General features: G+C 45.5%; 25 protein-coding genes and 1 riboswitch. Of the genes, 22 read left to right on the top strand and 3 right to left on the bottom strand.

Going from position 1 to position 21,561, the window contains the following annotated elements:
- The 17 genes from rraA to cobO all read left to right on the top strand — a co-directional run.
- On the top strand, positions 1-375 hold a 375-nt coding region (rraA, locus tag HNQ34_RS13535; RefSeq protein WP_183255504.1), incomplete at its 5' end, for a ribonuclease E activity regulator RraA.
- Positions 376-448: 73 nt separating this feature from the next.
- Positions 449-641: riboswitch (cobalamin riboswitch) on the top strand.
- Positions 642-764: 123 nt separating this feature from the next.
- Positions 765-1,133 (top strand): (2Fe-2S) ferredoxin domain-containing protein, encoded by a 369-nt coding sequence (locus tag HNQ34_RS13530; protein ID WP_183255502.1) that lies wholly within the window; start codon positions 765-767, stop codon positions 1,131-1,133.
- 11 nt (positions 1,134-1,144) lie between these two features.
- Positions 1,145-1,852, top strand: a complete 708-nt coding sequence (locus tag HNQ34_RS13525; protein WP_183255500.1) for a HoxN/HupN/NixA family nickel/cobalt transporter — start codon at positions 1,145-1,147, stop codon at positions 1,850-1,852.
- A 1-nt stretch (position 1,853) separates the two neighbouring features.
- The gene (gene cobJ, locus HNQ34_RS13520; RefSeq protein ID WP_183255498.1) at positions 1,854-3,413 is read left to right on the top strand and encodes a precorrin-3B C(17)-methyltransferase; all 1,560 of its coding nucleotides are present in this window, start codon (positions 1,854-1,856) and stop codon (positions 3,411-3,413) included.
- Between the two features lie 15 nt (positions 3,414-3,428).
- Positions 3,429-4,262 carry a sirohydrochlorin chelatase gene (locus HNQ34_RS13515; protein WP_183255494.1) on the top strand — a complete coding sequence of 278 codons (834 nt, stop codon included), beginning with the start codon at positions 3,429-3,431 and terminating at the stop codon, positions 4,260-4,262.
- 10 nt (positions 4,263-4,272) lie between these two features.
- Positions 4,273-5,052, top strand: coding sequence for a precorrin-6A reductase (gene cobK / locus HNQ34_RS13510; protein WP_183255492.1), 780 nt, complete (start codon positions 4,273-4,275; stop codon positions 5,050-5,052).
- Between the two features lie 14 nt (positions 5,053-5,066).
- Positions 5,067-5,714 (top strand): precorrin-8X methylmutase, encoded by a 648-nt coding sequence (locus HNQ34_RS13505; protein ID WP_183255489.1) that lies wholly within the window; start codon positions 5,067-5,069, stop codon positions 5,712-5,714.
- A gap of 3 nt (positions 5,715-5,717) precedes the next feature.
- Positions 5,718-6,812, top strand: coding sequence for a cobalt-precorrin-5B (C(1))-methyltransferase (locus HNQ34_RS13500; RefSeq protein WP_183255486.1), 1,095 nt, complete (start codon positions 5,718-5,720; stop codon positions 6,810-6,812).
- Positions 6,799-8,007, top strand: a complete 1,209-nt coding sequence (gene cbiE, locus HNQ34_RS13495; RefSeq protein WP_183255483.1) for a precorrin-6y C5,15-methyltransferase (decarboxylating) subunit CbiE — start codon at positions 6,799-6,801, stop codon at positions 8,005-8,007. Before HNQ34_RS13500 ends, cbiE begins: the two co-directional genes overlap by 14 nt.
- A complete protein-coding gene (cobI, locus tag HNQ34_RS13490) occupies positions 8,004-8,705 on the top strand; it encodes a precorrin-2 C(20)-methyltransferase (protein ID WP_183255481.1) in 702 nt (233 codons plus the stop codon). Before cbiE ends, cobI begins: the two co-directional genes overlap by 4 nt.
- Positions 8,702-9,472 carry a precorrin-4 C(11)-methyltransferase gene (gene cobM / locus HNQ34_RS13485; RefSeq protein WP_183255479.1) on the top strand — a complete coding sequence of 257 codons (771 nt, stop codon included), beginning with the start codon at positions 8,702-8,704 and terminating at the stop codon, positions 9,470-9,472. Before cobI ends, cobM begins: the two co-directional genes overlap by 4 nt.
- A 2-nt stretch (positions 9,473-9,474) precedes the next feature.
- The gene (locus HNQ34_RS13480; RefSeq protein WP_183255476.1) at positions 9,475-10,557 is read left to right on the top strand and encodes a cobalt-precorrin 5A hydrolase; all 1,083 of its coding nucleotides are present in this window, start codon (positions 9,475-9,477) and stop codon (positions 10,555-10,557) included.
- Position 10,558: 1 nt separating this feature from the next.
- On the top strand, positions 10,559-11,923 hold the full coding sequence (locus HNQ34_RS13475) for a cobyrinate a,c-diamide synthase (RefSeq protein WP_183255473.1): 1,365 nt from the start codon (positions 10,559-10,561) through the stop codon (positions 11,921-11,923).
- Positions 11,916-13,433: a cobyric acid synthase gene (locus HNQ34_RS13470; protein WP_183255514.1), complete on the top strand. Its 1,518-nt coding sequence runs from the start codon at positions 11,916-11,918 to the stop codon at positions 13,431-13,433. The genes HNQ34_RS13475 and HNQ34_RS13470 overlap by 8 nt, the downstream gene beginning before the upstream one ends.
- Positions 13,426-14,457 (top strand): nicotinate-nucleotide--dimethylbenzimidazole phosphoribosyltransferase, encoded by a 1,032-nt coding sequence (gene cobT, locus HNQ34_RS13465; RefSeq protein ID WP_183255471.1) that lies wholly within the window; start codon positions 13,426-13,428, stop codon positions 14,455-14,457. Before HNQ34_RS13470 ends, cobT begins: the two co-directional genes overlap by 8 nt.
- A gap of 2 nt (positions 14,458-14,459) precedes the next feature.
- Positions 14,460-15,236 (top strand): uroporphyrinogen-III C-methyltransferase, encoded by a 777-nt coding sequence (cobA, locus tag HNQ34_RS13460; protein WP_183255469.1) that lies wholly within the window; start codon positions 14,460-14,462, stop codon positions 15,234-15,236.
- Positions 15,223-15,762, top strand: coding sequence for a cob(I)yrinic acid a,c-diamide adenosyltransferase (gene cobO, locus HNQ34_RS13455; protein ID WP_221277431.1), 540 nt, complete (start codon positions 15,223-15,225; stop codon positions 15,760-15,762). Before cobA ends, cobO begins: the two co-directional genes overlap by 14 nt.
- A 185-nt stretch (positions 15,763-15,947) precedes the next feature.
- Here the strand turns inward: cobO and HNQ34_RS13450 are convergent, their stop codons facing one another.
- Positions 15,948-16,025, bottom strand: coding sequence for a YjcZ family sporulation protein (locus tag HNQ34_RS13450; protein ID WP_409978378.1), 78 nt, complete (start codon positions 16,023-16,025; stop codon positions 15,948-15,950).
- A 212-nt stretch (positions 16,026-16,237) separates the two neighbouring features.
- Positions 16,238-17,146: a homoserine O-acetyltransferase MetA gene (metA, locus tag HNQ34_RS13445; RefSeq protein ID WP_183255511.1), complete on the bottom strand. Its 909-nt coding sequence runs from the start codon at positions 17,144-17,146 to the stop codon at positions 16,238-16,240.
- Positions 17,147-17,291: 145 nt separating this feature from the next.
- On the opposite strand from metA, the gene HNQ34_RS13440 reads away from it, so the two are divergent.
- The 4 genes from HNQ34_RS13440 (at position 17,292) to HNQ34_RS13425 (ending at position 20,283) form a co-directional block, all read left to right on the top strand.
- Positions 17,292-18,980 (top strand): formate--tetrahydrofolate ligase, encoded by a 1,689-nt coding sequence (locus HNQ34_RS13440; RefSeq protein WP_183255461.1) that lies wholly within the window; start codon positions 17,292-17,294, stop codon positions 18,978-18,980.
- Positions 18,981-18,994: 14 nt separating this feature from the next.
- A complete protein-coding gene (locus HNQ34_RS13435; RefSeq protein WP_183255459.1) occupies positions 18,995-19,513 on the top strand; it encodes a hypothetical protein in 519 nt (172 codons plus the stop codon).
- A gap of 61 nt (positions 19,514-19,574) precedes the next feature.
- Positions 19,575-20,051, top strand: coding sequence for a glutathione peroxidase (locus HNQ34_RS13430; RefSeq protein ID WP_183255457.1), 477 nt, complete (start codon positions 19,575-19,577; stop codon positions 20,049-20,051).
- A gap of 82 nt (positions 20,052-20,133) precedes the next feature.
- Entirely contained in the window at positions 20,134-20,283 is a 150-nt protein-coding gene (locus HNQ34_RS13425; protein WP_183255455.1) for a hypothetical protein, read from the top strand.
- Between the two features lie 184 nt (positions 20,284-20,467).
- Here HNQ34_RS13425 and HNQ34_RS13420 read toward each other — a convergent pair whose 3' ends face one another.
- A complete protein-coding gene (locus HNQ34_RS13420) occupies positions 20,468-20,851 on the bottom strand; it encodes a DUF4183 domain-containing protein (protein ID WP_183255453.1) in 384 nt (127 codons plus the stop codon).
- 287 nt (positions 20,852-21,138) lie between these two features.
- Between HNQ34_RS13420 and HNQ34_RS13415 the strand changes: the two genes are divergently transcribed.
- The gene (locus HNQ34_RS13415; RefSeq protein WP_183255451.1) at positions 21,139-21,525 is read left to right on the top strand and encodes a DUF4183 domain-containing protein; all 387 of its coding nucleotides are present in this window, start codon (positions 21,139-21,141) and stop codon (positions 21,523-21,525) included.
- The last annotated feature ends 36 nt before the right edge of the window (positions 21,526-21,561 follow it).

Below are 21,561 nucleotides of genomic sequence, written 5' to 3'. Positions count from 1 at the left end.
ACGGTCGATGTATTTGAAGATAATGTGCTCGTCCGCGAGGCGCTTGAAACGGTTCCAGCAGGGACGGTTTTAGTCGTCGACGGAAAAGGATCGCGAAATTGTGCGCTTCTTGGCGACCGTCTGGCACAAATTGCTTGCGAGCGCGGTCTTGCCGGTGTCATTATCAACGGCTGCATTCGCGATTCGGCGGAAATCGCCGCGATGCCGCTTGGAGTCATGGCCATTGGTACATGTCCAGTCAAAAGCAAAAAAGAAGGAAAAGGATCGCGCGATGCCGTACTTGAATTTGGCGGCGTGCGCTGGGAGCCGGGCACTTATGTATATGCTGACAGCGATGGCATCGTTGTTTCGCAAACAAAACTTTCTGAAAAATAAAAAATAGTTGACTCTTTTCCAAAACTTATCTTACTATTGTGAATGAACAACTTGTTTCGTAAAAACTGAATAAATCGTCAATAGCGAGTAAGGTGCCTTTCTCATGTGAGAAGAGGCTTAAAAGGGAAGTACGGTGAAAAGCCGTCACGGTACCCGCCACTGTGATGGGGAGTTTCATTGCAATCATGTCACTGAAGAACACTTCGGGAAGGCGCAATGAAGCGATGATCCTAAGTCAGGAGACCTGCCTTATTTGCTCGGACGGATACCTACGGGATTATAGGTAGACGTGCGGGGGAATCGTATACTTTTTTGGATCATTTGTATGCATTTTTCTGCACCTCTACATATAGAGGTGCTTTTTATTTTGGAAAAAGGAGAGGGTTTGTATGGCGACATGGAATTTAGCAGGGACGAAACATCATGTATTGATTTGCAATGGCGGAAGCTGCATGCGAAAAGGAGGAGAGGAAGTCACGAGCGCCATTCGCGAAGAAATTGCACGGCTTGAACTACATAGCGACGTCCATACAACACGGACGCGCTGCAACGGCCGCTGCGAAGATGCGTGCGTTGTCATCGTGTATCCAGAAGGCATTTGGTACAAGGGGATTACCCCGGAAGTCGGAAAAAAACTTGTCCAGCAACATCTTCTGAACGGTCAGCCGCTAGTGGAAGCGATCACGTATCAATACGAACAAATGAAAGGATTTGTTCGTTCAGAAATGACAGATGCTTCCCTTGGAATTTCAAAATGAGGTGAGGAATAATGGAATTTATGACGTATGCCATGTTAGCGATTTTTCTTGGAATGAGGCATGGAATGGACAGCGATCACGTGGCGGCGATTGCTGATATGGTAGGGAGTGAGTCGCATCGCAAAAAACAAGTGTCGTTAGGGATTATGTATGCATTTGGTCACGGGCTGATCGTATTTTTCATGGGGCTGATCGCGATTTTTATCGGGTTTCATCTTCCTGCCCAAGCTGTCCGTTTGGTAGAGGCAGTAGTAGGGGGCACTTTGGTCGTTCTCGGAGGGATGATGCTCTTTTCGCTCTTTTACAAAAATGAAGTAAAAAGCCGAATCAAAGTGCTTCATGAATTAATCGATGCCATACTTCGGCGTTTGCAAAGAAACAACGGTTCTAATCGCTCTGTTTCATTGCTTCGCTTCGGTTGGATCAGCGCCTTTATCATTGGCATTATTCATGGAATTGGTGTCGAAAGCCCGACACAGCTCGCTATTTTAACGCATGCAGCGGGGAAAGCGGACATGAGCGCGGCAGCGTTGCAATTGTCCTTATTTGTCATCGGGCTATTGATTGCGACGATTGGGATGACATTTTGTTTATCATGGGGATTTATGAAAGCGAGAATGAGAGAAACATTGTTTTTTATTCTTGGGACGGCAACGAGTTTTTACAGTTTATGGTTAGGGGTATCCATCATTATTGAAACGTGGAAAGGGGGCATGTAAGATGAGCGGAAAATTGCTCGTTATCGGATTCGGGCCAGGGAGTGTCGATCACATGACAAAGCGGGCGCGGGAAGCCATTGAAGAAAGCGATATAGTCATCGGTTATAAGACATATGTGGAACTTGTTTCCGATTTGATCGGAGATAAACCAATCATTAGCACTGGCATGACGGAAGAAGTAAGCCGGGCGCAAGAAGCAGTGAAGTGGGCGGAACGAGGAAAAAAAGTAGCGGTCATTTCAAGCGGGGATGCGGGCTTATACGGAATGGCAGGTCTTATTTATGAAGTATTAATTGAAAAAGGATGGACGAAAGAGAGCGGAATCGAAGTGGAAGTCATTCCTGGCATTTCTGCGATTCACTCATGTGCAGCGCTATTAGGCGCACCGATTATGCATGATGCATGTACCATTAGTTTAAGCGACCATTTAACGCCATGGGCGCTCATCGAAAAGCGCATCGAAGCAGCGGCAGCAGCTGATTTCGTGATCGCTCTTTACAATCCGAAAAGCGGCAGACGAACGCGGCAAATCGTCGAAGCGCAACGTATTCTTTTGCGCTACCGCTCACCGAAAACACCTGTTGGCCTAGTGAAAAGCGCCTATCGCGAACGGCAACAAATTGTTTTGACCGATTTAGAGCATATGCTCGAGCACGACATCGGCATGTTAACAACGGTCATTATCGGCAACTCGTCGACATTTGTTCACGACGGCTTGATGATTACCCCGCGCGGCTATCAGCGAAAATATACGTTAAACGCTCTTGAACAACCGCTAAAGCCGCATGAACGCCTGCGCAAAGAAGCAGAGCCGTGGGCGCTCGATCAAGTGAAAGCGAATGTTCGCGATACGGCAGAGGAAGCATTGCAGAAAGTCGCCATTCAGCAACGCAAACAGCTAACGATGGCGCCAGCGATTTTAGAAATAGCCGTCAGTTCGGGAATAGCGAACAAAACGTTTACACCGAAGCAAATGATGGTGCTTGCTGAAATCGTCGGGGAACAAGGAACGATGATGTACACGCCAGACCATTACTTGAAGCTTGCAATACCAACTTCCGACCCTGATCGCATCATCGCTAGATTGAAGGAAGCCGATCTTATGATCGCTCCGATTGGCGATGTATTGACGGTAAAAGCGTGCGATTTTTGCGATGGTGAGAAAAAAGATTCGATTCCGTACGCTGAGCAGCTGCATGAGCAGCTTAGCGGGCTCGCGCTGCCAAAAGAATTAAAACTCGGCTTTAACGGCTGCGGCATGGCATGTTATGGAGCAGTGCGAGAAGATATCGGCATCGTCTATCGAAAAGGAGCATTTGACTTGTTTTTAGGCGGGAAAACGGTCGGACGGAACGCCCATCCAGGACAGCTCGTGGCGGAAGGAATTCCGCCTCATGAAATCGTACCAGTTGTGACTCGCATTATTCAAGAATATAAGGAACACGGACATCCGAATGAGAGATTCCATAAGTTTTTCCAACGTAAAAAACAAGTAGGAGGATTTGTTTATCAAGAAGAACATTCAACAGCAAAGATTGAAGTGCCCGCATGCGGGGAATGAGGGGGAAGAGATAACGTGAAAGCTATTTTATTTGTCGGACACGGGAGCCGTGATCCGGAAGGAAACGAGCAAGTATTTCAATTTGTCGAACAGCTCCGTCCGAGTATCGATGCTCGTTTTCATGTGGAAACATGCTTTTTAGAGTTTGGTTTGCCGACAATGCTTGAAGGAATGAAGCGCTGCGTCGATGCAGGAGCCGATGAAGTCGTTGTTATTCCGCTTATTTTGTTACCGGCTGGCCATTCAAAGCTTCATATTCCAGCGGCGATTGACGAGGCGAAGCGGCATTATCCGCACGTGAAATTTACGTACGGCCGCCCGATCGGCATTCATGAACAAACATTTGCGATTTTACAAGAAAGATTGCGAGAAATCGGCGAACATGTGGAAACGCCTGATCCAAATACAGCGGTTCTTTTACTTGGGCGTGGTGGAAGCGATCCGGATGCGAACAGCGATTTGTATAAAATTTCCCGCCTCTTTTGGGAGCGGACAAACTATTCGCTTGTTGAGCCCGCGTTTATGGGAGTGACAAATCCGCTTTTAGATGAGGGAGTAGAACGCTGCATCAAGCTAGGAGCAAAAAAAGTCGTCATTTTGCCGTACTTTTTATTTACTGGTGTGTTGATTAAAAGGCTTGAAAGAAAAGTGGACGAGTTTTATAGCCTCTACCCGGACGTGCAGTTTTCGTTAGCCGGATATTTCGGCTTTCATCCGAAGCTGAAAACGATCGTGCTTGACCGTTTAGAAGAAGCGCTCGGCCAAACCGTCTCGATGAACTGCGATTTATGTCAATATCGCCTTCATATGACGGAACACCATCATCACCACCATCACCATCATCATTAAGGAGGATGTTATGATTATCGTTTTAGCAGGAACGAGCGATGCGCGCCAATTGGCACTTGAAATTCAAAAGGCCGGATATCATGTCATGGCGACTGTCGTGACCGAACATGCAGCGGAGCAATTGCAGCATGCTGGTTTATCGGTACACCTCGGGAGGCTAACAGCCGCGCAATTGACAGAGCTCATTCAGCAAAAGAAAGCGAAAGCGGTCGTAGACGCAAGCCATCCGTTTGCGGAAGAAGCATCGAAAAACGCGATGCAGGCCGCCGCTGATGCGAACGTTCCGTACATTCGTTATGAGCGAAAAGCAACGCCAGTCGCTTCCGAACATGTAACGTTTGTCGACAGCTATGAAGAAGCAGCGGAATACGCAGCGCAGAAAAAAGGGGTTGTGATGCTGACGACGGGAAGCAAAACGTTGCATATTTTTGCAAAAAAATTGCTCGGTTTACCGGATTTGCGCGTCATTGCTCGCATGCTTCCGCGCAAAGACAATATGGAAAAATGCGAACAACTGCAATTTCCGCAAGAAAATATTGTCGCGATGCAAGGACCGTTTACAAAAGAATTGGATATCGCGCTTTTCAAACATTTTGGCGTCACGCTATTAATTACGAAAGAAAGCGGCAAAGTCGGGTTTGTCGATGAAAAAATTGCCGCTGCCGAAGAGTTAGGAATTGAAACGGTGATCATTCGTCGTCCAACGATTCAGTACCAAACCGTGTATTCGGAATTTTCTGATGTCATTGCTGCATTGCATCGGCATGTACCATTATCGATTAATCAATGAAAGGGGTTTTATTAGTGGATTTTCGTACAGAGTTTCGTCCTATAACTGTTCAACCGCAACAAATTGAAGAAAAAAGTTTTCAAATCATCGATGAAGAAATCGGGGAGCACCATTTTACGAAAGAACAATATCCGATCGTCCAGCGCGTCATTCATGCATCGGCTGATTTTGAGTTAGGCAAAAGCTTACTGTTTCATCCAAACGCCATCGAAGCGGGCATTCGCGCGATTCGCTCTGGAAAAAAAGTCGTTGCCGATGTGCAAATGGTGCAAGTCGGTGTGAATAAAACACGTATCGAAAAATTTGGCGGAAGCGTTCATGTATACATTTCCGATTCAGATGTGATCGAAGAAGCAAAAAGGCTAAACACGACACGCGCCATCGTGGCGATGAGAAAAGCTGTCAAAGAAGCAGAAGGCGGCATTTTTGCGATCGGCAATGCGCCGACGGCACTGCTTGAACTCATTCGTTTAATTAAAGAAGGAGAAGCGCGTCCCGGTTTAGTGATCGGCCTGCCGGTCGGCTTTGTGTCCGCGGCAGAATCGAAAGAAGAGCTGGCGAAACTAGATGTTCCGTTTATTACGAACGTCGGCCGCAAAGGGGGAAGCACCGTTACGGTGGCGGCGCTTAATGCGCTTTCGATTTTAGCAGAGCGAGGGTAGACAATGGGAGAAAAACAGTTGCGTGAAGGATATACGACAGGGGCTTGCGCAACCGCCGCGACGAAAGCGGCATTAACGGCTCTCATTACCGGCATTCCGCAAGCGGAAGCAAAGATCTATTTGCCGATTGGACGATGGGTGACATTCTCAGTAGAACGATGCGATATTCAAGCTGATTCCGCAACAGCTGTCGTAATGAAAGATGGCGGCGATGATCCAGATGCAACGCATGGAGCATCCATTGTTGCGACGGTGTCATGGACCGATGGAACGGGCGTTGAACTAGATGGCGGGGAAGGCGTTGGACGGGTGACAAAGCCAGGCCTTCCCGTTCCGATTGGCGAAGCAGCAATCAATCCAGTGCCACGCAAAATGATGATGGAAGTAGCGCATCAAATACTGGAGCAATATGGAATTGAACGCGGTGTGCGCATCGTCATTTCCGTTCCAGGCGGGGCCGAAATTGCGAAAAAAACGTTAAATGCCCGGCTTGGTATTATCGGCGGCATCTCGATTTTAGGAACGCGCGGCATCGTCGTTCCGTTTTCGACGTCCGCCTACCGCGCAAGCATCGTTCGGGCAATACAAGTGGCTAAAGCGACCGGCTGTGAACATGTGGTCATTACAACGGGCGGTAGAAGCGAAAAATATGCAATGAAACAATACGCTCATTTGCCAGAGGAAGCGTTTATCGAAATGGGCGATTTTGTCGGCTTTACGTTAAAACAATGCAAAAAACACGGCATGAAAACAGTATCGATGGTTGGGATGATGGGGAAATTTTCAAAAGTGGCGCAAGGCATTATGATGGTTCATTCCAAAAGCGCACCTGTTGATTTTCACTTTTTAGCAGCGATTGCCGAAGAAGCGGGTGCTTCCTCTGAGCTCATTCATTCGCTTCGCGAAGCCAATACGGCCTCACAAGTCGGCGATCTTATGCAAGAAGCAGGAAATACGCTATTTTTTGAAAAGCTATGTGATTACTGCTGCCTTGCAGCATTAAAAGAGGTTGGCGGCGGACTCGTCATCGAAACAACGTTATATACGTTAAGCGGTCAATTTTTAGGAAAGGCGGTGCGAAAAGATGCAACCGATTAAATTGATTGGCATTGGGGCCGATGGAAAACAAAGTTTGCCGTCTTTATATGAACATTGGATTTACGAAAGTGAGTTGTTAATAGGGGGAGAGCGCCATTTATCATTTTTTCCAGATTATCAAGGAGAAAAAATCGTCATTCAAGGCGGTCTCTCTTCCCTTGTCGAGCGATTGCGTCATGAAGCGAAACGAACGGTCATTTTAGCTTCCGGCGATCCGTTGTTTTACGGCATCGGCAGCTATTTATCCCGCAAACTCCCGATTGAAGTGTATCCGGCAGTTAGCTCCGTGCAGTGGGCATTTGCGAAAATGGGTGAAAAATGGCAAGATGCAACATTTATTAGCGTCCATGGCCGAAGTATGAAGGGGCTTGCTCAGCGCATTGATGGTCGGGAGAAAATAGCCATCTTAACAGATGATACGAATTCACCGAATGAAATTGCGAAATATTTGCTTTCATACGGGATAACTGAATATCGCGCATTCGTTGGAGAAAATCTTGGCAGTAAAGACGAACGCTGCCGCTTTTTTGAATTGGAAGAGATGGCTGAGACCGAGTTTCTTCCATTAAATATAGTCATTTTACAAAAAGTAAAAGTTGGTCCGACTTGGTCACTCGGGATCGACGATGATGAATTTTTTCAGCGCAAACCGGAAAAAGGATTGATTACGAAAAAAGAAATTCGTATTTTAAGCATTAGCGCGCTTCAGTTGCGGGAAACGAGCATCGTTTGGGATATCGGCACATGCACCGGTTCGGTGGCGATTGAAGCGGCGAAAATCGCGCGCGAGGGAGCAGTATTTGCGATTGAAAAAAATGAACATGATATCGAGATTTGCCGGAAAAATATGCAAAAATTTCGCACCGATTTTACGCTTGTTCACGGTCGGGCGCCGGACCATTTACATGAATTTCCTGATCCTGACGCCATTTTTATCGGCGGAACGTCTGGAGAAATGGATCGACTTCTTGATGTTTGTTGTCATCGCTTAAAGCCAAACGGACGCATCGTTGTCAATGCGGTGACGATCGAAACATTGCATGAAGCGGTGGATGGGTTACGAAAACGTGGATTTCATGTTGATATAACGTTAGCCCAATTATCAAGAAGCAAGCCAATTTTGCAATTAACGCGCTTTGACGCATTAAACCCGATTTATATTATTTCTGCGTACAGAAAGGACGAAAGCGAATGATTGGGACATTATATGGTATCGGCGTTGGTCCGGGCGATCCGGAATTGTTGACGGTGAAGGCGTTTCGCCGCTTAAAAGAAGCAGATGTGATTGCCTATCCAAAAAAGCAGCGCGGCAGCAAAAGCTACGCCCAACAAATTGTTGAAGCGTATTTTTCGCCAGACGAAAAAGAAATGCTCGGTCTCGTTTTCCCGATGACGAAAGACAAAACGGTTTTACAGGAAAAATGGAACGAAACGGTGAATGCTGTATGGATGCATCTTTCATCGGGAAAAAATGTCGCGTTTGTGACGGAAGGAGATCCGCTCTTATATAGCACATTTATTCATTTTATGCGAACGATGCTGCAACACTACCCAAACGTTCCGATTGAAATTGTGCCAGGGATTTCATCGATTAACGGAGCAGCGGCTCGTCTGCAGCTACCGCTTGCTGACGGTGATGAACATGTGGCGATCATTCCGGCGCGGGATGATTATGAGGCAATGAAAAAAGCCTTGGAAGATCATGATTGCGTTGTCTTTTTGAAAGTCGCGAAAGTGATCGATATGATGTTACGGCTGCTGCGTGAATTGGATTTAATACAAAACGCAGCTGTTGTGACGAAAGTAACGTCCAATGAAGAAATCATTTGGAACGTTGAACAACTTGAAGGAGCAGAGCTCGAATATTTAACGCTCATGGTGGTGAGAAAATGAAGGTGTATATTGTCGGTGCCGGTCCGGGCGATCCACAACTGATCACAGTAAAAGGAATGACGTTATTACAAGAAGCTGACGCGATTTTTTATACCGACTCGCTCGTCAATGACGCTTTATTGCAATACGCCAAGCCGGAAGCAGAAGTGTTTCAAACAGCGGGGATGCATTTAGAACAAATTGTTGCGATGATGGTTGAACGAGTGAAAAGAGGAAAAAAAATAGTGCGCCTTCACACCGGCGATCCATCGATTTATGGAGCGACACTCGAGCAAATCGCTCTACTAAAAAAAGAAGGAATCGGAGTGGAAATCGTCCCTGGCGTCAGCTCGGTCTTTGCCGCTGCCGCTGTTGCGCAGGCTGAGCTTACCGTTCCCGATTTAACCCAAACGGTTATTTTAACGCGTGCAGAAGGCCGGACGCCTGTTCCAGAAAAAGAAAAACTCGAGGAATTGGCGAAACATCATTGTACGTTGGCATTATTTTTAAGCGCCACGTTAACAAAAAAAGTAACGAAAGCACTGCTTGAAGCAGGGTGGAGTGAGGATACGCCAGTCGTTGTCGTGTACAAAGCGACATGGCCTGATCAAAAAATCGTTCATTCAACGGTCGGAACACTTGATGAAGATATGCGCGCAAACGGCATTCGTCAACATGCGTTGATCCTTGCTGGATGGGCGCTTGATCGGTCAATTACAGAACATAACTACCGTTCGAAATTGTATGATAAAACGTTTACGCACGGATATCGGCGAGGGGAGGGATAAGAATGTACGCTGTCGTTGCCATTACGAAACATGGGGTCGATATTGCGCGCCGCCTTGGCGAGCAGCTTCCGGGCGCCCACGTATACTATACGAATAAGTTTGCCAAAGGCGATGAAGAAGAAAAAGGCATTCGTCTATTTGAAGGAAATGTTCGGCTTTTGTTGCCGTCTCTTTTTGCTACATATCGTGGACTGATTTTGATTATTTCGCTCGGAGCGGTTGTGCGCATGATTGCACCACTATTAAAGGATAAAAAAACCGACCCGGCGGTTGTTGTCATTGATGATAAAGGCGAGCATGTCATCAGCGTCTTATCCGGCCATCTTGGTGGAGCGAACGAGTTGACGCGCCAAGTCGCTCATCTATTACAAGCGCATCCGGTTATTACAACGGCGTCCGATGTGCAAAAGACGATCGCCGTTGATTTGTTCGGACGGTCATTTGGCTGGGTATGGGAATCCGATGAAAAATTGACACCGGTAAGCGCCGCCGTTGTCAACGAACAACATGTGGCCATCGTCCAAGAATCGGGCGAGCGGAACTGGTGGAACTATAATACGCCGCTGCCTGAGAATATTCGTTTATATTCATCGATTGCCGCGGCGCTTGCGGCAAAACCGGATGCCGCCCTCGTCGTGACGCATCGCCTTCTTTCAAAAGACGAAGAAGCGATTTTGCAAAATGGCGTCTTGTACCGGCCGAAAGTAATTGTTCTTGGTATTGGCTGCAACCGCGGCACGTCCGCTGAAGAAATCGAAACGGTCATCATCGAAACGTTAGAAGAGCTTCAGTTTTCGCTGAAAAGCGTCAAAGCGGTATGCACGATCGATTTGAAAAAAGATGAAGAAGGATTGCTCGAAGTTGCACGAAAATACGGCTGGGAATTTGTTTATTACACACCGGAGGAATTGAACCGCATCGAAATCGAGCAACCTTCCGAAACCGTTTTTCGCTATACTGGGGCATACGGTGTCAGCGAGCCTGCGGCGAAATTGTATAGCGGTGCCAAACAACTTGCGCTTGTTAAGAAAAAGTCAGGCAACGTCACCATTTCCGTTGCTTTGTTCAAACATGAGGGGGAGTAGAATGCGAAGAATCGTCATCGCAGGGACAGGAAGCGGCGTCGGCAAGACGACCATAACGATCGCGCTTATGGCCGCATTAAAGAAAAAAGGATATACCGTGCAAGGATTTAAATGCGGTCCGGATTATATCGATCCGACATATCATACTGCCGTGACAGGGCGCCCATCGCGCAATTTAGATAGCTGGATGGGCGGAGAGGATGTTGTGAAAGCGGTATGCGAAAAAGGGAGCGAAGGAGCGGACATTGCGATCATCGAAGGAGTGATGGGGCTTTTTGACGGCAAACAGGCAACGACGAATGAAGGAACGACAGCGGAAATAAGCGTCATCACAAAAAGCCCTGTGTTGCTCATTGTCGACTGTTCCGGAATGGCCAGAAGCGCAGCGGCAGTCGTACGCGGATTTCAATTATTGGACGAGCGTGTGAAGATCGCGGGAGTGATTGCCAACCGTGTCGGGAGCGAAGGGCATTTTCGTTTAGTTAAAGCAGCGGTTGAACAAGCATGCGGCATTCCAGTCATCGGCTTTTTACAAAAAGATGAGGAGCTATCGATTCCTGAACGGCATTTAGGACTTGTTCCATCGATTGAGCGCGGCGAATTGGATGATTTTTTTATGCAGTTAGGGGAACGGATTACCAAAACTGTCGATCTCGAGGCGTTATGGCAATTGGCAGAAGCGCCCGATTTAGATGCTGAGCATTCATTTTTGTCGGTTGACCGGACGTACAATGTGCGCATTGCAGTGGCGAAAGATGCCGCATTTCACTTTTACTATCCGGAAAATTTAGAGCTGTTGGAAGCGTACGGCGCCGAACTTGTTTTCTTTTCCCCGCTTGCTGGAGAGCCGCTTCCTGATGATGTGCACGGATTATATATCGGCGGGGGATTTCCAGAAGAATTCGCCGAACAGTTATCAAAGCAAGAACATGTGAAACAATCGATCAAACAAGCGATTGACCGCGGACTGCCAACGCTTGCTGAATGCGGCGGGTTTATGTATTTAACAGAAGGCATTGAAACGACAGACGGTCACCTTTACGACATGGTCGGCATTATTCCGGGAAGCGTTCGCATGCATACGAAGTTAGCGGCGCTTGGTTATCGCGAGGTAAAAGGAGAGGAAGGGAATTTTTTGCTGCCAAATGGTATAATGGCGAAAGGGCACGAATTTCATTATTCGACGTTTACTCATGCGGAGCCAGCTAATTTTGCCTATGAAACGAAAGGATTGCGCGGCACAAAAAAGGATGGCTATATGAAAAAAAATTTGATCGCTGGATATGTTCATTTTTATTTTCCGTCATGTCCGCCAATGGTTGAACGGTGGCTTGCACGATGCGAGCAGGTGAAGAATGATGGGTAAAGCGCTGCCGATTATGTTTCAAGGAACGCATTCTGACGCGGGAAAAAGCGTGATTACGACCGCATTTTGCCGCATTTTTGCCCAATCCGGCTGGAAAACTGCACCGTTTAAATCGCAAAACATGTCGCTCAATTCATATGTGACGATCGATGGCAAAGAGATCGGCCGCGCCCAAGGGATTCAAGCGGAAGCAGCCGGGATTGTTGCGACGACCGATATGAATCCAATTTTAATTAAACCGAGCCGCGAAAACGAATCGCAAATCGTTGTGCACGGACGTCCGTATGCGAATATGAAAGCAAGTGCGTATCGGACGGAGTTTTTTCATATCGGCCTGCAAGTGATTGAGCACTCGCTAAAGGCGCTCATGAGCCAATATGAACGGCTTGTCATCGAAGGAGCCGGAAGCCCAGCGGAAATTAATCTCAACGATCGGGAACTTGTCAATATGCGTGTTGCCCGCATGGCGAATGCGCCGGTTGTTTTAATTGGCGACATCGAACGCGGCGGCGTGTTTGCGAGTTTAGTAGGGACGTTACAGCTTTTAGACGAAGAGGACCGAAAGCGCGTCATCGGTGTGATTATTAATAAGTTTCGCGGCGACCGCTCGCTTTTACAGCCTGGATTGGATTGGTTTGAGCAGTATACCGGCGTGCCGGTGCTCGGCGTTGTTCCATACATGAGAGATTTATATATTGATGCGGAAGATTCTGTTGCTCTTGCCCAATTTTCAGCGAAAAAAGATCAAGAAAAAGCCATTGATATCGCCGTGATTCAATATCCACGCATTTCCAATTTTACGGATATCGATCCATTTTTTGCCGAACCGGATTGCAGCGTTCGCTTTGTTACGAAGGCTGATGAAATCGGACAGCCAGATGTGTTGATTTTGCCGGGAAGCAAAAATACGATTGAAGATTTGCTTTATGTGAAAGAAAGCGGAATCGCTGTTGAAATCAAGCGTCTGTATGAGCAGACAGAGACAACGATCATCGGCATTTGCGGCGGCTATCAAATGCTTGGCGAGCGTGTCCGTGATCCTTTTTGTGTAGAAACAACAATCGGATATATCGAAGGCCTACAGCTCCTTCCCATTGACACGACGCTAGAACAAGAAAAAACAACCGTTCTTTCGGAAGGAATGCTGACATTTGCGGGCGAACGATTCCAAGTAACAGGGTATGAAATTCATATGGGACGATCCGCTCGTTGTGAAGGTCATGTTCCGCTCATTCAGATCAACGGACGAACTGATGGATGTAAAACAGAAGATGAACGCATCTTTGGTACATATTTTCACGATCTTTTTCATAATGACACATTCCGTAGACATCTACTAAATGAAATTCGACGGAAAAAAGGGCTTGAACCTTTATACGATCGTCCTTCGTATCGAACGCTGCGCGAGCAAGCATTCGACCGACTTGCTGATTGTGTCAAACAACATGTACAAGTCGAAATGATCGAAAGGAAAATGATGGAGTTTCAAAGGAGGAAAACAAATGTTTAACGTCCCATCATTAAACAAACAAATCGGAAATGAAGTGAGCGCATATGTGGACCAGTTAACAAAACCTGCCGGAAGCCTTGGACGTTTAGAACAACTCGTCATTGAACTGGCAGAAATGACGGAAGCGCACTTTCCAACGGTTACTCCGCCTGGTGTGCTCGTGTTTGCCGCGGATCATGGCGTGACAAAAGAAGGGATTTCAGCATTTCCGCAAGAAGTAACGGCACAAATGGTGCTCAATTTTGTGCGCGGCGGGGCGGCGATTAACGTTTTCAGTAAGCAAATCGGCGCTTCGTTTGCTGTCATCGATGTCGGAGTGGCAACGGATATTCCGGGAGAAGACTTTGTCAATGAAAAAGTTAAATATGGAACGAACAATTTTTGCGAACAAGAAGCGATGACGAACGAGGAAGCGAAGCAAGCATTATTTGTCGGCCATCGTCAAGCGAAAAAAATGATCGAAAACGGCATTCGCTGCTTAATTGTCGGTGAAATGGGCATTGGCAATACGACGACGGCAAGCGCTCTTTTAGCTGCGATTAGTCGAAAGCCAGTCGATGTGCTTGTCGGAAAAGGAACAGGAATTTCTGATGAAATGGTTGAACATAAAAGAAAAGTAATTGAACGGGCATTAGCGCTTCATCAGCCTGACCCTTCCGCTCCGCTTGAGCTTTTATCGAAAATTGGCGGTTTAGAAATCGCCGCGATGGCAGGCGCCATGTTAGCAGCAGCTGAAGAGCGTATTCCAATTTTGCTTGACGGATTTATTTGCACAACGGCCGCCCTTGTCGCGAACTTGTTTCATCCGCATGTTGGCGACTATATGATCGCCGGTCACCGCTCACAAGAGCCGGGACATCGAGTGGCGTTAGAGCTGTTAGGAAAAGAACCGCTTGTTGATTTAGGAATGCGTTTAGGAGAAGGCAGCGGAGCGGCTGTCGCGTTTCCGCTCTTGCAGTTCGCTACGAACATGTTAAAGATGGCGACTTTTACATCTGCCCAAGTGTCACAAGGTGGTGAATAAGCGTGAGTAAAGGAACTGTCTATTTAGTCGGAGCGGGACCTGGAAATCCGAAACTGATTACCGTTTACGGAATGGAATGTATCCAAAAAGCAGATGTCATCATTTACGACCGGCTCGTGAGCAAAGAATTGCTTCAGTATGCAAAAAAAGAGGCAGAATTGATTTATGCCGGAAAAGAGCCGGGAAAACACGGGAACATCCAAGAACAAATTCACGAATGGCTTGTGGAAAAAGCGCTGCAAGGAAAAACTGTCGTGCGGCTAAAAGGAGGGGACCCGTGCGTATTTGGGCGGGGAGGAGAAGAGGCGGAAGTACTGGCGAAACAAGGCATTCCTTTTGAAATTGTTCCCGGTGTCACTGCCGGAATTGCTGCTGCGGCTTATGCCGGTATACCGGTTACGTATCGAAACGTGGCGACTTCGTTTACGATCGTAACTGGGCATGGCCGAAAAGAGAAAGGGGAAGACCGGATTGATTGGAAAGCACTAGCAAATGGTAGTGACACGATCGCCTTTTATATGGGTGTCGGGAACTTATCGTACATTTGCCAGCAATTGATCGCAAACGGAAAACCTTCCGATACAAAAGTCGCCGTCATTGAATGGGGGACGACGGAGAAGCAGCGAACAGTGGTCGGGACGTTGCAAAATATTGCAGAGATTGTAAAGGCCGCTCGTATTTCGCACCCGGCGATTATTCTTGTCGGGGAAGTCGTTCGGTTGCGGGAGAGCATCCAATGGTTTGCGGAGTTAGAGGGTGAGTGGATTGAATCAACATAAAGGACGGGTGATTGTATATACGGGAGATGGAAAAGGAAAAACGACAGCCGCTCTCGGGTTAGCGCTGCGAGCGGCTGGAAGAGGAAAAAAAGTCATTATCATTCAGTTTATCAAGTCGCCGCAGCGGACATATGGTGAGCACATTATGTTTGCCAAATTAGGAATTGACATGCATCAGATGGGCGCTGGGTTTACATGGACGAAAACGCCGGAAGAGCATCGCGAAGCATTAAAAAAAGCATGGCAATTCACAAAAGAAAAAGCGATGTCTGGAATGTATGATATGATGGTGTTAGATGAACTGAACAATGCGCTAGCCATTGACCGCTTCTCGGTTGACGATATCCTTTCAGTTGACGATGTCATTCAATTTGTTCAAACGCGCCCTTCTTCTCTTCACCTTGTGATTACAGGCCGTTCAGCTAAAAAAGAATTGATCGACATCGCTGATATCGTCACCGATATGCAAGCGGTGAAACACGACTATCACGAAGGTGTGTCCGCTGTGAAAGGGATTGAGTTTTAACATGTTCATCGAGGAATCTCCCACCTTTAAGCGAAAGTGTAGGTGGGAGAAGTTCATTTTTGTGATTTTTTTCGTTTATTTCCTTTGCTGTTGTCATCGCTAATTGCTTCTTGTGAGAAAATCGCCGGATTTTGAATTGGTGTAAAAAAGGGCTTGCTCAAATGGATGAACAAGCCCCCTTTTCATTAGTAGCCCATAAACGCAGTACCGACGATAATTAACAAGATAAACAATACAACAATCAATGCAAAGTTAGTACCCATAAGCATTTCACCTCCCATATGCAGTTATTACATCCTATTATTTTTGTCGTAGAAATGTCATGGACAACAGTGTGAAAGCGAAAAAATGATGAAAAAACCTTGGCTGTCGAACCTTTTGACTTCTTTTGTCGAGATACAACAAGTTTTCGCGAATGATCGATTGAAATGGAAAAAAGCATGTGATCGGTTGAATATCACATGCTTTTTCCTATTTATTCCCAAATGTACGGTGTTTCTTGATAGACGTAGTAGTTCAGCCAGTTTACGAATAATAAATTCGCATGCGACCGCCATGTGTTCAGCGGCTCTTTTGTTGGATCGTCATTCGGAAAATATGACTCTGGAATATGGATCGGCAATCCTTTTGCGACATCGCGTTCGTATTCTTCTTTTAACGTCGTGGCATCGTATTCTGGATGGCCGGTTAAAAAGATTTGTTTTCCATCGTTAGAAGCAACTAAGCAAACGCCTGCTTTCTCTGAAACGGATAAAATCGTTAACTCGGGCACTTTTTCGATATCTTCTCGCAATACATCTGTATGGCGGGAATGCGGAATGCGGAATATGTCATCAAACCCGCGCAACAATTTCACGTTTTTTACTTCTAATGTGTGTTCAAAAATGCCGAAACATTTTTGCGGCAACATATATTTCGGGATTTCGTAATGATAATAAAGTCCTGCTTGCGCTCCCCAGCAAATATGTAATGTAGATGTTACGTTCGTTTTTGTCCATTCCATAATTTCTGTGAGCTCGTTCCAATAATTTACTTCTTCGAACGGCAAATGCTCGACAGGTGCGCCCGTAATAATCATGCCATCAAATTTACGATGACGAATAAGCGGGAATGTCGTATAAAATTGATCGAGATGATGTTTGCTTGTTGTCTTTGCTTCATGTGTTTCCGGGCGCAAAAACGTAATATTTACTTGAAGAGGGGAGTTGCCGAGCAAGCGTAAAAGCTGTGTTTCTGCTTTTTCCTTTTGCGGCATTAAATTTAAAATCACTATATTTAACGGACGAATATCTTGTGAATACGCCCGTTCTTCATCCATGACGAAAATGTTTTCTTGTTCTAATATTTCTTTTGCGGGTAAGTTTTTTGGAATGTTAATTGGCAACGGTCTCATCCTCCATTTCCTTATTTGTTAAATAACTTAATTATAAAAACATTACAAATTTTATTCAATGAATTTTTTCTTTTTTATCTGAATGATAAAATAAATACTAATTATTAAAGATGTTTTGATTGATGGAGGAAAAACGATGACAGTAACAACGAAGTGGAAAACAGACCTTGAAATTGCACAAGAAACAAAACTAAAGCGAATTCAAGAAGTAGCAAATGATCTCGACCTTTTAGAAGAAGAGCTCGAACCGTACGGTCATTATAAAGCGAAAATTTCGCTTGATGTGATGCAACGTTTGGCGACAAAGCAAGATGGGAACGTCATTTTAGTAACAGCGATTAACCCAACGCCTGCCGGGGAAGGAAAATCAACGGTTACAGTAGGATTAGGCCAGGCATTGCATCAACTCGGAAAAAAGGTGATCATAGCGATGCGCGAACCTTCGCTTGGGCCGACGATGGGAGTGAAAGGAGGCGCCACGGGAGGCGGCTATTCGCAAGTATTGCCAATGGACGAAATTAACCTGCATTTTACCGGGGACTTGCATGCGATTACGACTGCAACGAATGCATTAGCGGCTTTCATCGACAATCATATTCATCATGGGAACGAACTGCGCATCGATGTGCGCCGCATCGTTTGGAAGCGCGCCGTTGATTTAAACGATCGGGCGCTACGCCATGTGGTAGTAGGTCTCGGCGGTTCGACACAAGGAGTACCGCGCGAAGATGGATTCGATATTACCGTTGCATCTGAAATGATGGCGGTGTTTTGTTTAGCGCACGACTTACAAGATTTAAAGAAGCGCCTTTCCTGCATCGTTGTTGCGTACAACGTAGACAATAAGCCGGTGACGGTCGGCGATTTAGGCGTTGAAGGCGCATTAACGCTTTTATTAAAAGACGCATTCAAACCGAATTTAGTTCAGACGGTCGAACATACGCCGGCGCTTGTGCATGGCGGTCCGTTTGCCAATATTGCCCACGGCTGCAATAGTGTCATCGCAACAAAAATGGCGCAAAAATTAGGGGACTATGTGGTTACGGAGGCAGGATTTGGCGCTGATTTAGGAGCAGAAAAGTTTTTCAATATTAAAGCCCGTTTGGCTGGCATTCAGCCGGCAGCCGTGGTGATCGTGGCAACCATCCGCGCGTTAAAAATGCACGGCGGCGTCTCGAAACAAGAATTACAGAACGAAAACGTTACGGCGTTGCAAGCTGGTTTGAGCAATTTACAAAAGCACATTGAAACGATTCAAGCATTTGGGTTGCCGTTTGTGGTGGCGGTAAATCGTTTTGTAACGGATACGGAAAAAGAAATCGCAACGCTGATACAGTTTTGCGAACAGCATCATTATCCGGTGGCATTAACCGAAGTATGGGAAAAAGGTGGCCAAGGCGGGATTGATTTAGCGGAAAAAGTGCTTGATATCATCGAAAACGGCACGAACCGATTTGCTCCTTTATACGATGTAAATGAGCCGATTCCTGATAAAATTCGCAAAATTGCCCGCATTGTCTATGGAGCAAAAGACGTGCAGTTTACTTCTAAAGCACAAAAACAAATCGACCAGTTTACGGAATTAGGGTGGGATCGTTTGCCGATTTGCATGGCCAAAACACAATATTCGCTTTCTGACGATCCGGCAAAATTAGGACGTCCAACCGATTTTACGATTACGGTGCGCGAATTGAAACCGTCCATTGGCGCAGGATTCCTTGTTGCCTTAACCGGTGATGTTATGACGATGCCAGGCTTGCCGAAGCACCCGGCCGCGCTAAACATGGATATCGATGAACATGGAAACGCCGTTGGTTTATTTTAAAAGGGAGCGATTGTATGTTTGATCCAACTGCCTTTGATAATTTAAAAACAGTGATCGAAGGAGCGCTTTATGATCTTGATTTAAACGGTACGATCGTTGTTACTGACCGTCGCGATTGGATCGATTTGGCTTATTTTTCACGAACGTATCATATTACGTTTCGGATGCGGGAGCGCGAAGAAACAAGCGCGTCATGCACGGTGACGCTCGAAATGAGTTTGGAACAAATCGCCCAAGAGTTGCTGCAAAAAGCGACCGATGTGGGCTGTGTGCTGACGATTATGTTTTTCATGCCGATTGGATCAAGCGAGTCTGTTTGTCCGCTTATTGAAGAAACGATGCTCAGCATTTGGGGAGAAAATCGAATCATCCGGCAAACGTTGCGGCGTGATTATAAAAGTAACAACTATCACAATGAAATTAGTGTCCAATTTGGACGGCTGATTCGAGAAGAAAACGTGGATGATTTATTGGAAATGGTGCCGTACATGCTTCAATCACTGCAAAAGCTATCGCTTATTAAGCAAATGTAGAACGTAAAAGTGGAAAAATGCTCCGTTCTTCTTTATGATGAAGAAAAGAGGAGTGATGATGATGAGTATTTACGACTTTACAGTGAAAACGATTCATGGGGAAGAAAAAACGCTTGCTGACTACAAAGGAAATGTGTTGCTCATTGTCAATACAGCAAGTAAATGCGGATTTACCCCGCAATATGAAGAGCTTCAAGAGCTGTATGAACAATATCGGGACAAAGGATTGGTCGTGCTCGGATTTCCGTGCAATCAATTTGGTCACCAAGAGCCGGGGACGGAAGAAGAAATTTATGAGTTTTGTCAGCTCAACTACGGCGTGACATTCCCGATGTTTGCGAAAATTGATGTCAATGGAGAGCATGCGCATCCGCTGTTTATTTATCTAACAGAAAAAGCGCCGGGTGTGTTTGGAACGAAGGCGATTAAGTGGAATTTTACGAAGTTTCTCGTAGACCGAAACGGAAATGTTGTCGAACGGTTTGCGCCGCAGACAAAGCCAAGCGAGTTAAAGAAAGAAATTGAAAAATTATTATAGCAAAAGATGTATGATCGGGAACGAACAGATCATAAAAAACTGAGGAAATATGTACAAGTGGCGATGATTGGTGGCTTATTGAATGCTTCCGCTGTTTAGGGCGCTAGCTTGCGAAACAGGAAGGAGCGAATTTGCTGATCGTGGAATGGCGGCACTCCTTCACAATGTGGCGGATGAAAAAATCGTTAAAAGCGAAGAAGTCGGAATGTGCATGGTTAAAGAGTGGTTGTAAAGATGGCTGACGAGGAAACAAAAGAAGCGGTGTGGAAACAAATGACGGAAAGGATGAAAAAATAAAAGGTGCGACGAAAATTCATCGCGCCTTTTATTTTTGAATTGGTGCTATAGCGTTTAAATTGTGGAAAACATCATTTTTAACTGATGTTTAAATATTGAAATTTTAGAATTTTGCGGTATCATGTTGTAACAGTTGTTGTAGACGATGGAGCGAATTGAACAATTTCTAATACGATCGGAGTAGCAGCAGGGATTGGATCTCCACCAGCAGGCACATTAATAGCAAGCGAACCGACACCTGTGCTGCCTGGTGTATATGTTGAGATGCCACTCATTTGTAAAACACCGTTAATATAAACATTGTAATAACTATTATTTGTCGCTAAAGTTGGTAGGGTTGTAACTGCTGTTCCATCATCTTGTAGAAAATCTGCTGCATCAATCGTTAATGTCGAACCTGCCGCTGTTTGCGTTGTTGTGGTGTAGAAAAATCTTGTGTCTGTTGGCACTGCGTCTGTTGAAGTGGAAGCAGAAACAAAAAGTTTCATGAGTTTAAGAGGCATAAATACATCACCTTTCTTTGAAAAAGTTTGTTAAATGTGTAAGGTAATAAACAACACGTTACATATAGAAGCACAATAAGTAACGAACGTTTATTACCGGTAACTTCAATTTATCATACGATTTTTTTATATTAATCGACATAGACAGCTATCTATGGATGGGGAAAAATGAACAATTTACCTAGGTGGCTCTTTTCACGTTATTTAGCGATTTTGCATATAATTCGTTAAAGATTTCGCATTTACCTGTTCAAAAATTGGCGGAATTGGGGGTTTAGGTGATATAAATGAAAAGAAAAAAACACCAATATGAGAAGCATATCATTGCTGTTCCAAAAGTGTATGATTGGATCAACACGACGTCTGCTATTCAGTTTCGTGTAACTTTTCAAATTCCCCCTCAAATTTTACAAGTCGATACTTACGAATATAATGCGATATCAGATGGAGTCAAAACAATTTATACGAATGAGGATGAATTAAAGGAATACGGAAATCGGGGAATATTAGACCCGAATAAGGTATCATTTATTAACCTATTTATCAATGGAATGTTACAACCTAAAGAACTATATGAAGTTCAAGAAGGCATGCTGATTTTAAAATCAATTGACGTTCCAATAAAAGGAGTACCTATCACCCTTCAATTTATTACAATAAAATTAGGCTTTTGAATGATAGGCAGAGATGCGCCTAGAAAGGATTTATTT

It is taken from the genome of Anoxybacteroides tepidamans, from assembly GCF_014201465.1.
GTDB classification, from domain to species: Bacteria; Bacillota; Bacilli; order Bacillales; family Anoxybacillaceae; genus Anoxybacteroides; species Anoxybacteroides tepidamans.
Note: the sequence above shows the minus strand (reverse complement) of the source record. Positions and strands in the feature narration are given on the sequence as shown.

Coding starts and splice junctions, on each gene's coding strand:
- HNQ34_RS13470 (WP_183255514.1), top strand. CDS start 11,916: ATGGGTAAAGCGCTGCCGATTATGTTTCAAGGAACGCATTCTGACGCG.
- HNQ34_RS13435 (WP_183255459.1), top strand. CDS start 18,995: ATGTTTGATCCAACTGCCTTTGATAATTTAAAAACAGTGATCGAAGGA.
- HNQ34_RS13500 (WP_183255486.1), top strand. CDS start 5,718: ATGGGAGAAAAACAGTTGCGTGAAGGATATACGACAGGGGCTTGCGCA.
- HNQ34_RS13440 (WP_183255461.1), top strand. CDS start 17,292: ATGACAGTAACAACGAAGTGGAAAACAGACCTTGAAATTGCACAAGAA.
- cobM (WP_183255479.1), top strand. CDS start 8,702: ATGAAGGTGTATATTGTCGGTGCCGGTCCGGGCGATCCACAACTGATC.
- HNQ34_RS13480 (WP_183255476.1), top strand. CDS start 9,475: ATGTACGCTGTCGTTGCCATTACGAAACATGGGGTCGATATTGCGCGC.
- HNQ34_RS13530 (WP_183255502.1), top strand. CDS start 765: ATGGCGACATGGAATTTAGCAGGGACGAAACATCATGTATTGATTTGC.
- HNQ34_RS13450 (WP_409978378.1), bottom strand. CDS start 16,025: ATGGGTACTAACTTTGCATTGATTGTTGTATTGTTTATCTTGTTAATT.
- HNQ34_RS13415 (WP_183255451.1), top strand. CDS start 21,139: ATGAAAAGAAAAAAACACCAATATGAGAAGCATATCATTGCTGTTCCA.
- HNQ34_RS13420 (WP_183255453.1), bottom strand. CDS start 20,851: ATGCCTCTTAAACTCATGAAACTTTTTGTTTCTGCTTCCACTTCAACA.
- cbiE (WP_183255483.1), top strand. CDS start 6,799: ATGCAACCGATTAAATTGATTGGCATTGGGGCCGATGGAAAACAAAGT.
- HNQ34_RS13525 (WP_183255500.1), top strand. CDS start 1,145: ATGGAATTTATGACGTATGCCATGTTAGCGATTTTTCTTGGAATGAGG.
- cobT (WP_183255471.1), top strand. CDS start 13,426: ATGTTTAACGTCCCATCATTAAACAAACAAATCGGAAATGAAGTGAGC.
- cobK (WP_183255492.1), top strand. CDS start 4,273: ATGATTATCGTTTTAGCAGGAACGAGCGATGCGCGCCAATTGGCACTT.
- HNQ34_RS13425 (WP_183255455.1), top strand. CDS start 20,134: ATGCTTCCGCTGTTTAGGGCGCTAGCTTGCGAAACAGGAAGGAGCGAA.
- HNQ34_RS13430 (WP_183255457.1), top strand. CDS start 19,575: ATGAGTATTTACGACTTTACAGTGAAAACGATTCATGGGGAAGAAAAA.
- HNQ34_RS13475 (WP_183255473.1), top strand. CDS start 10,559: ATGCGAAGAATCGTCATCGCAGGGACAGGAAGCGGCGTCGGCAAGACG.
- cobI (WP_183255481.1), top strand. CDS start 8,004: ATGATTGGGACATTATATGGTATCGGCGTTGGTCCGGGCGATCCGGAA.
- cobJ (WP_183255498.1), top strand. CDS start 1,854: ATGAGCGGAAAATTGCTCGTTATCGGATTCGGGCCAGGGAGTGTCGAT.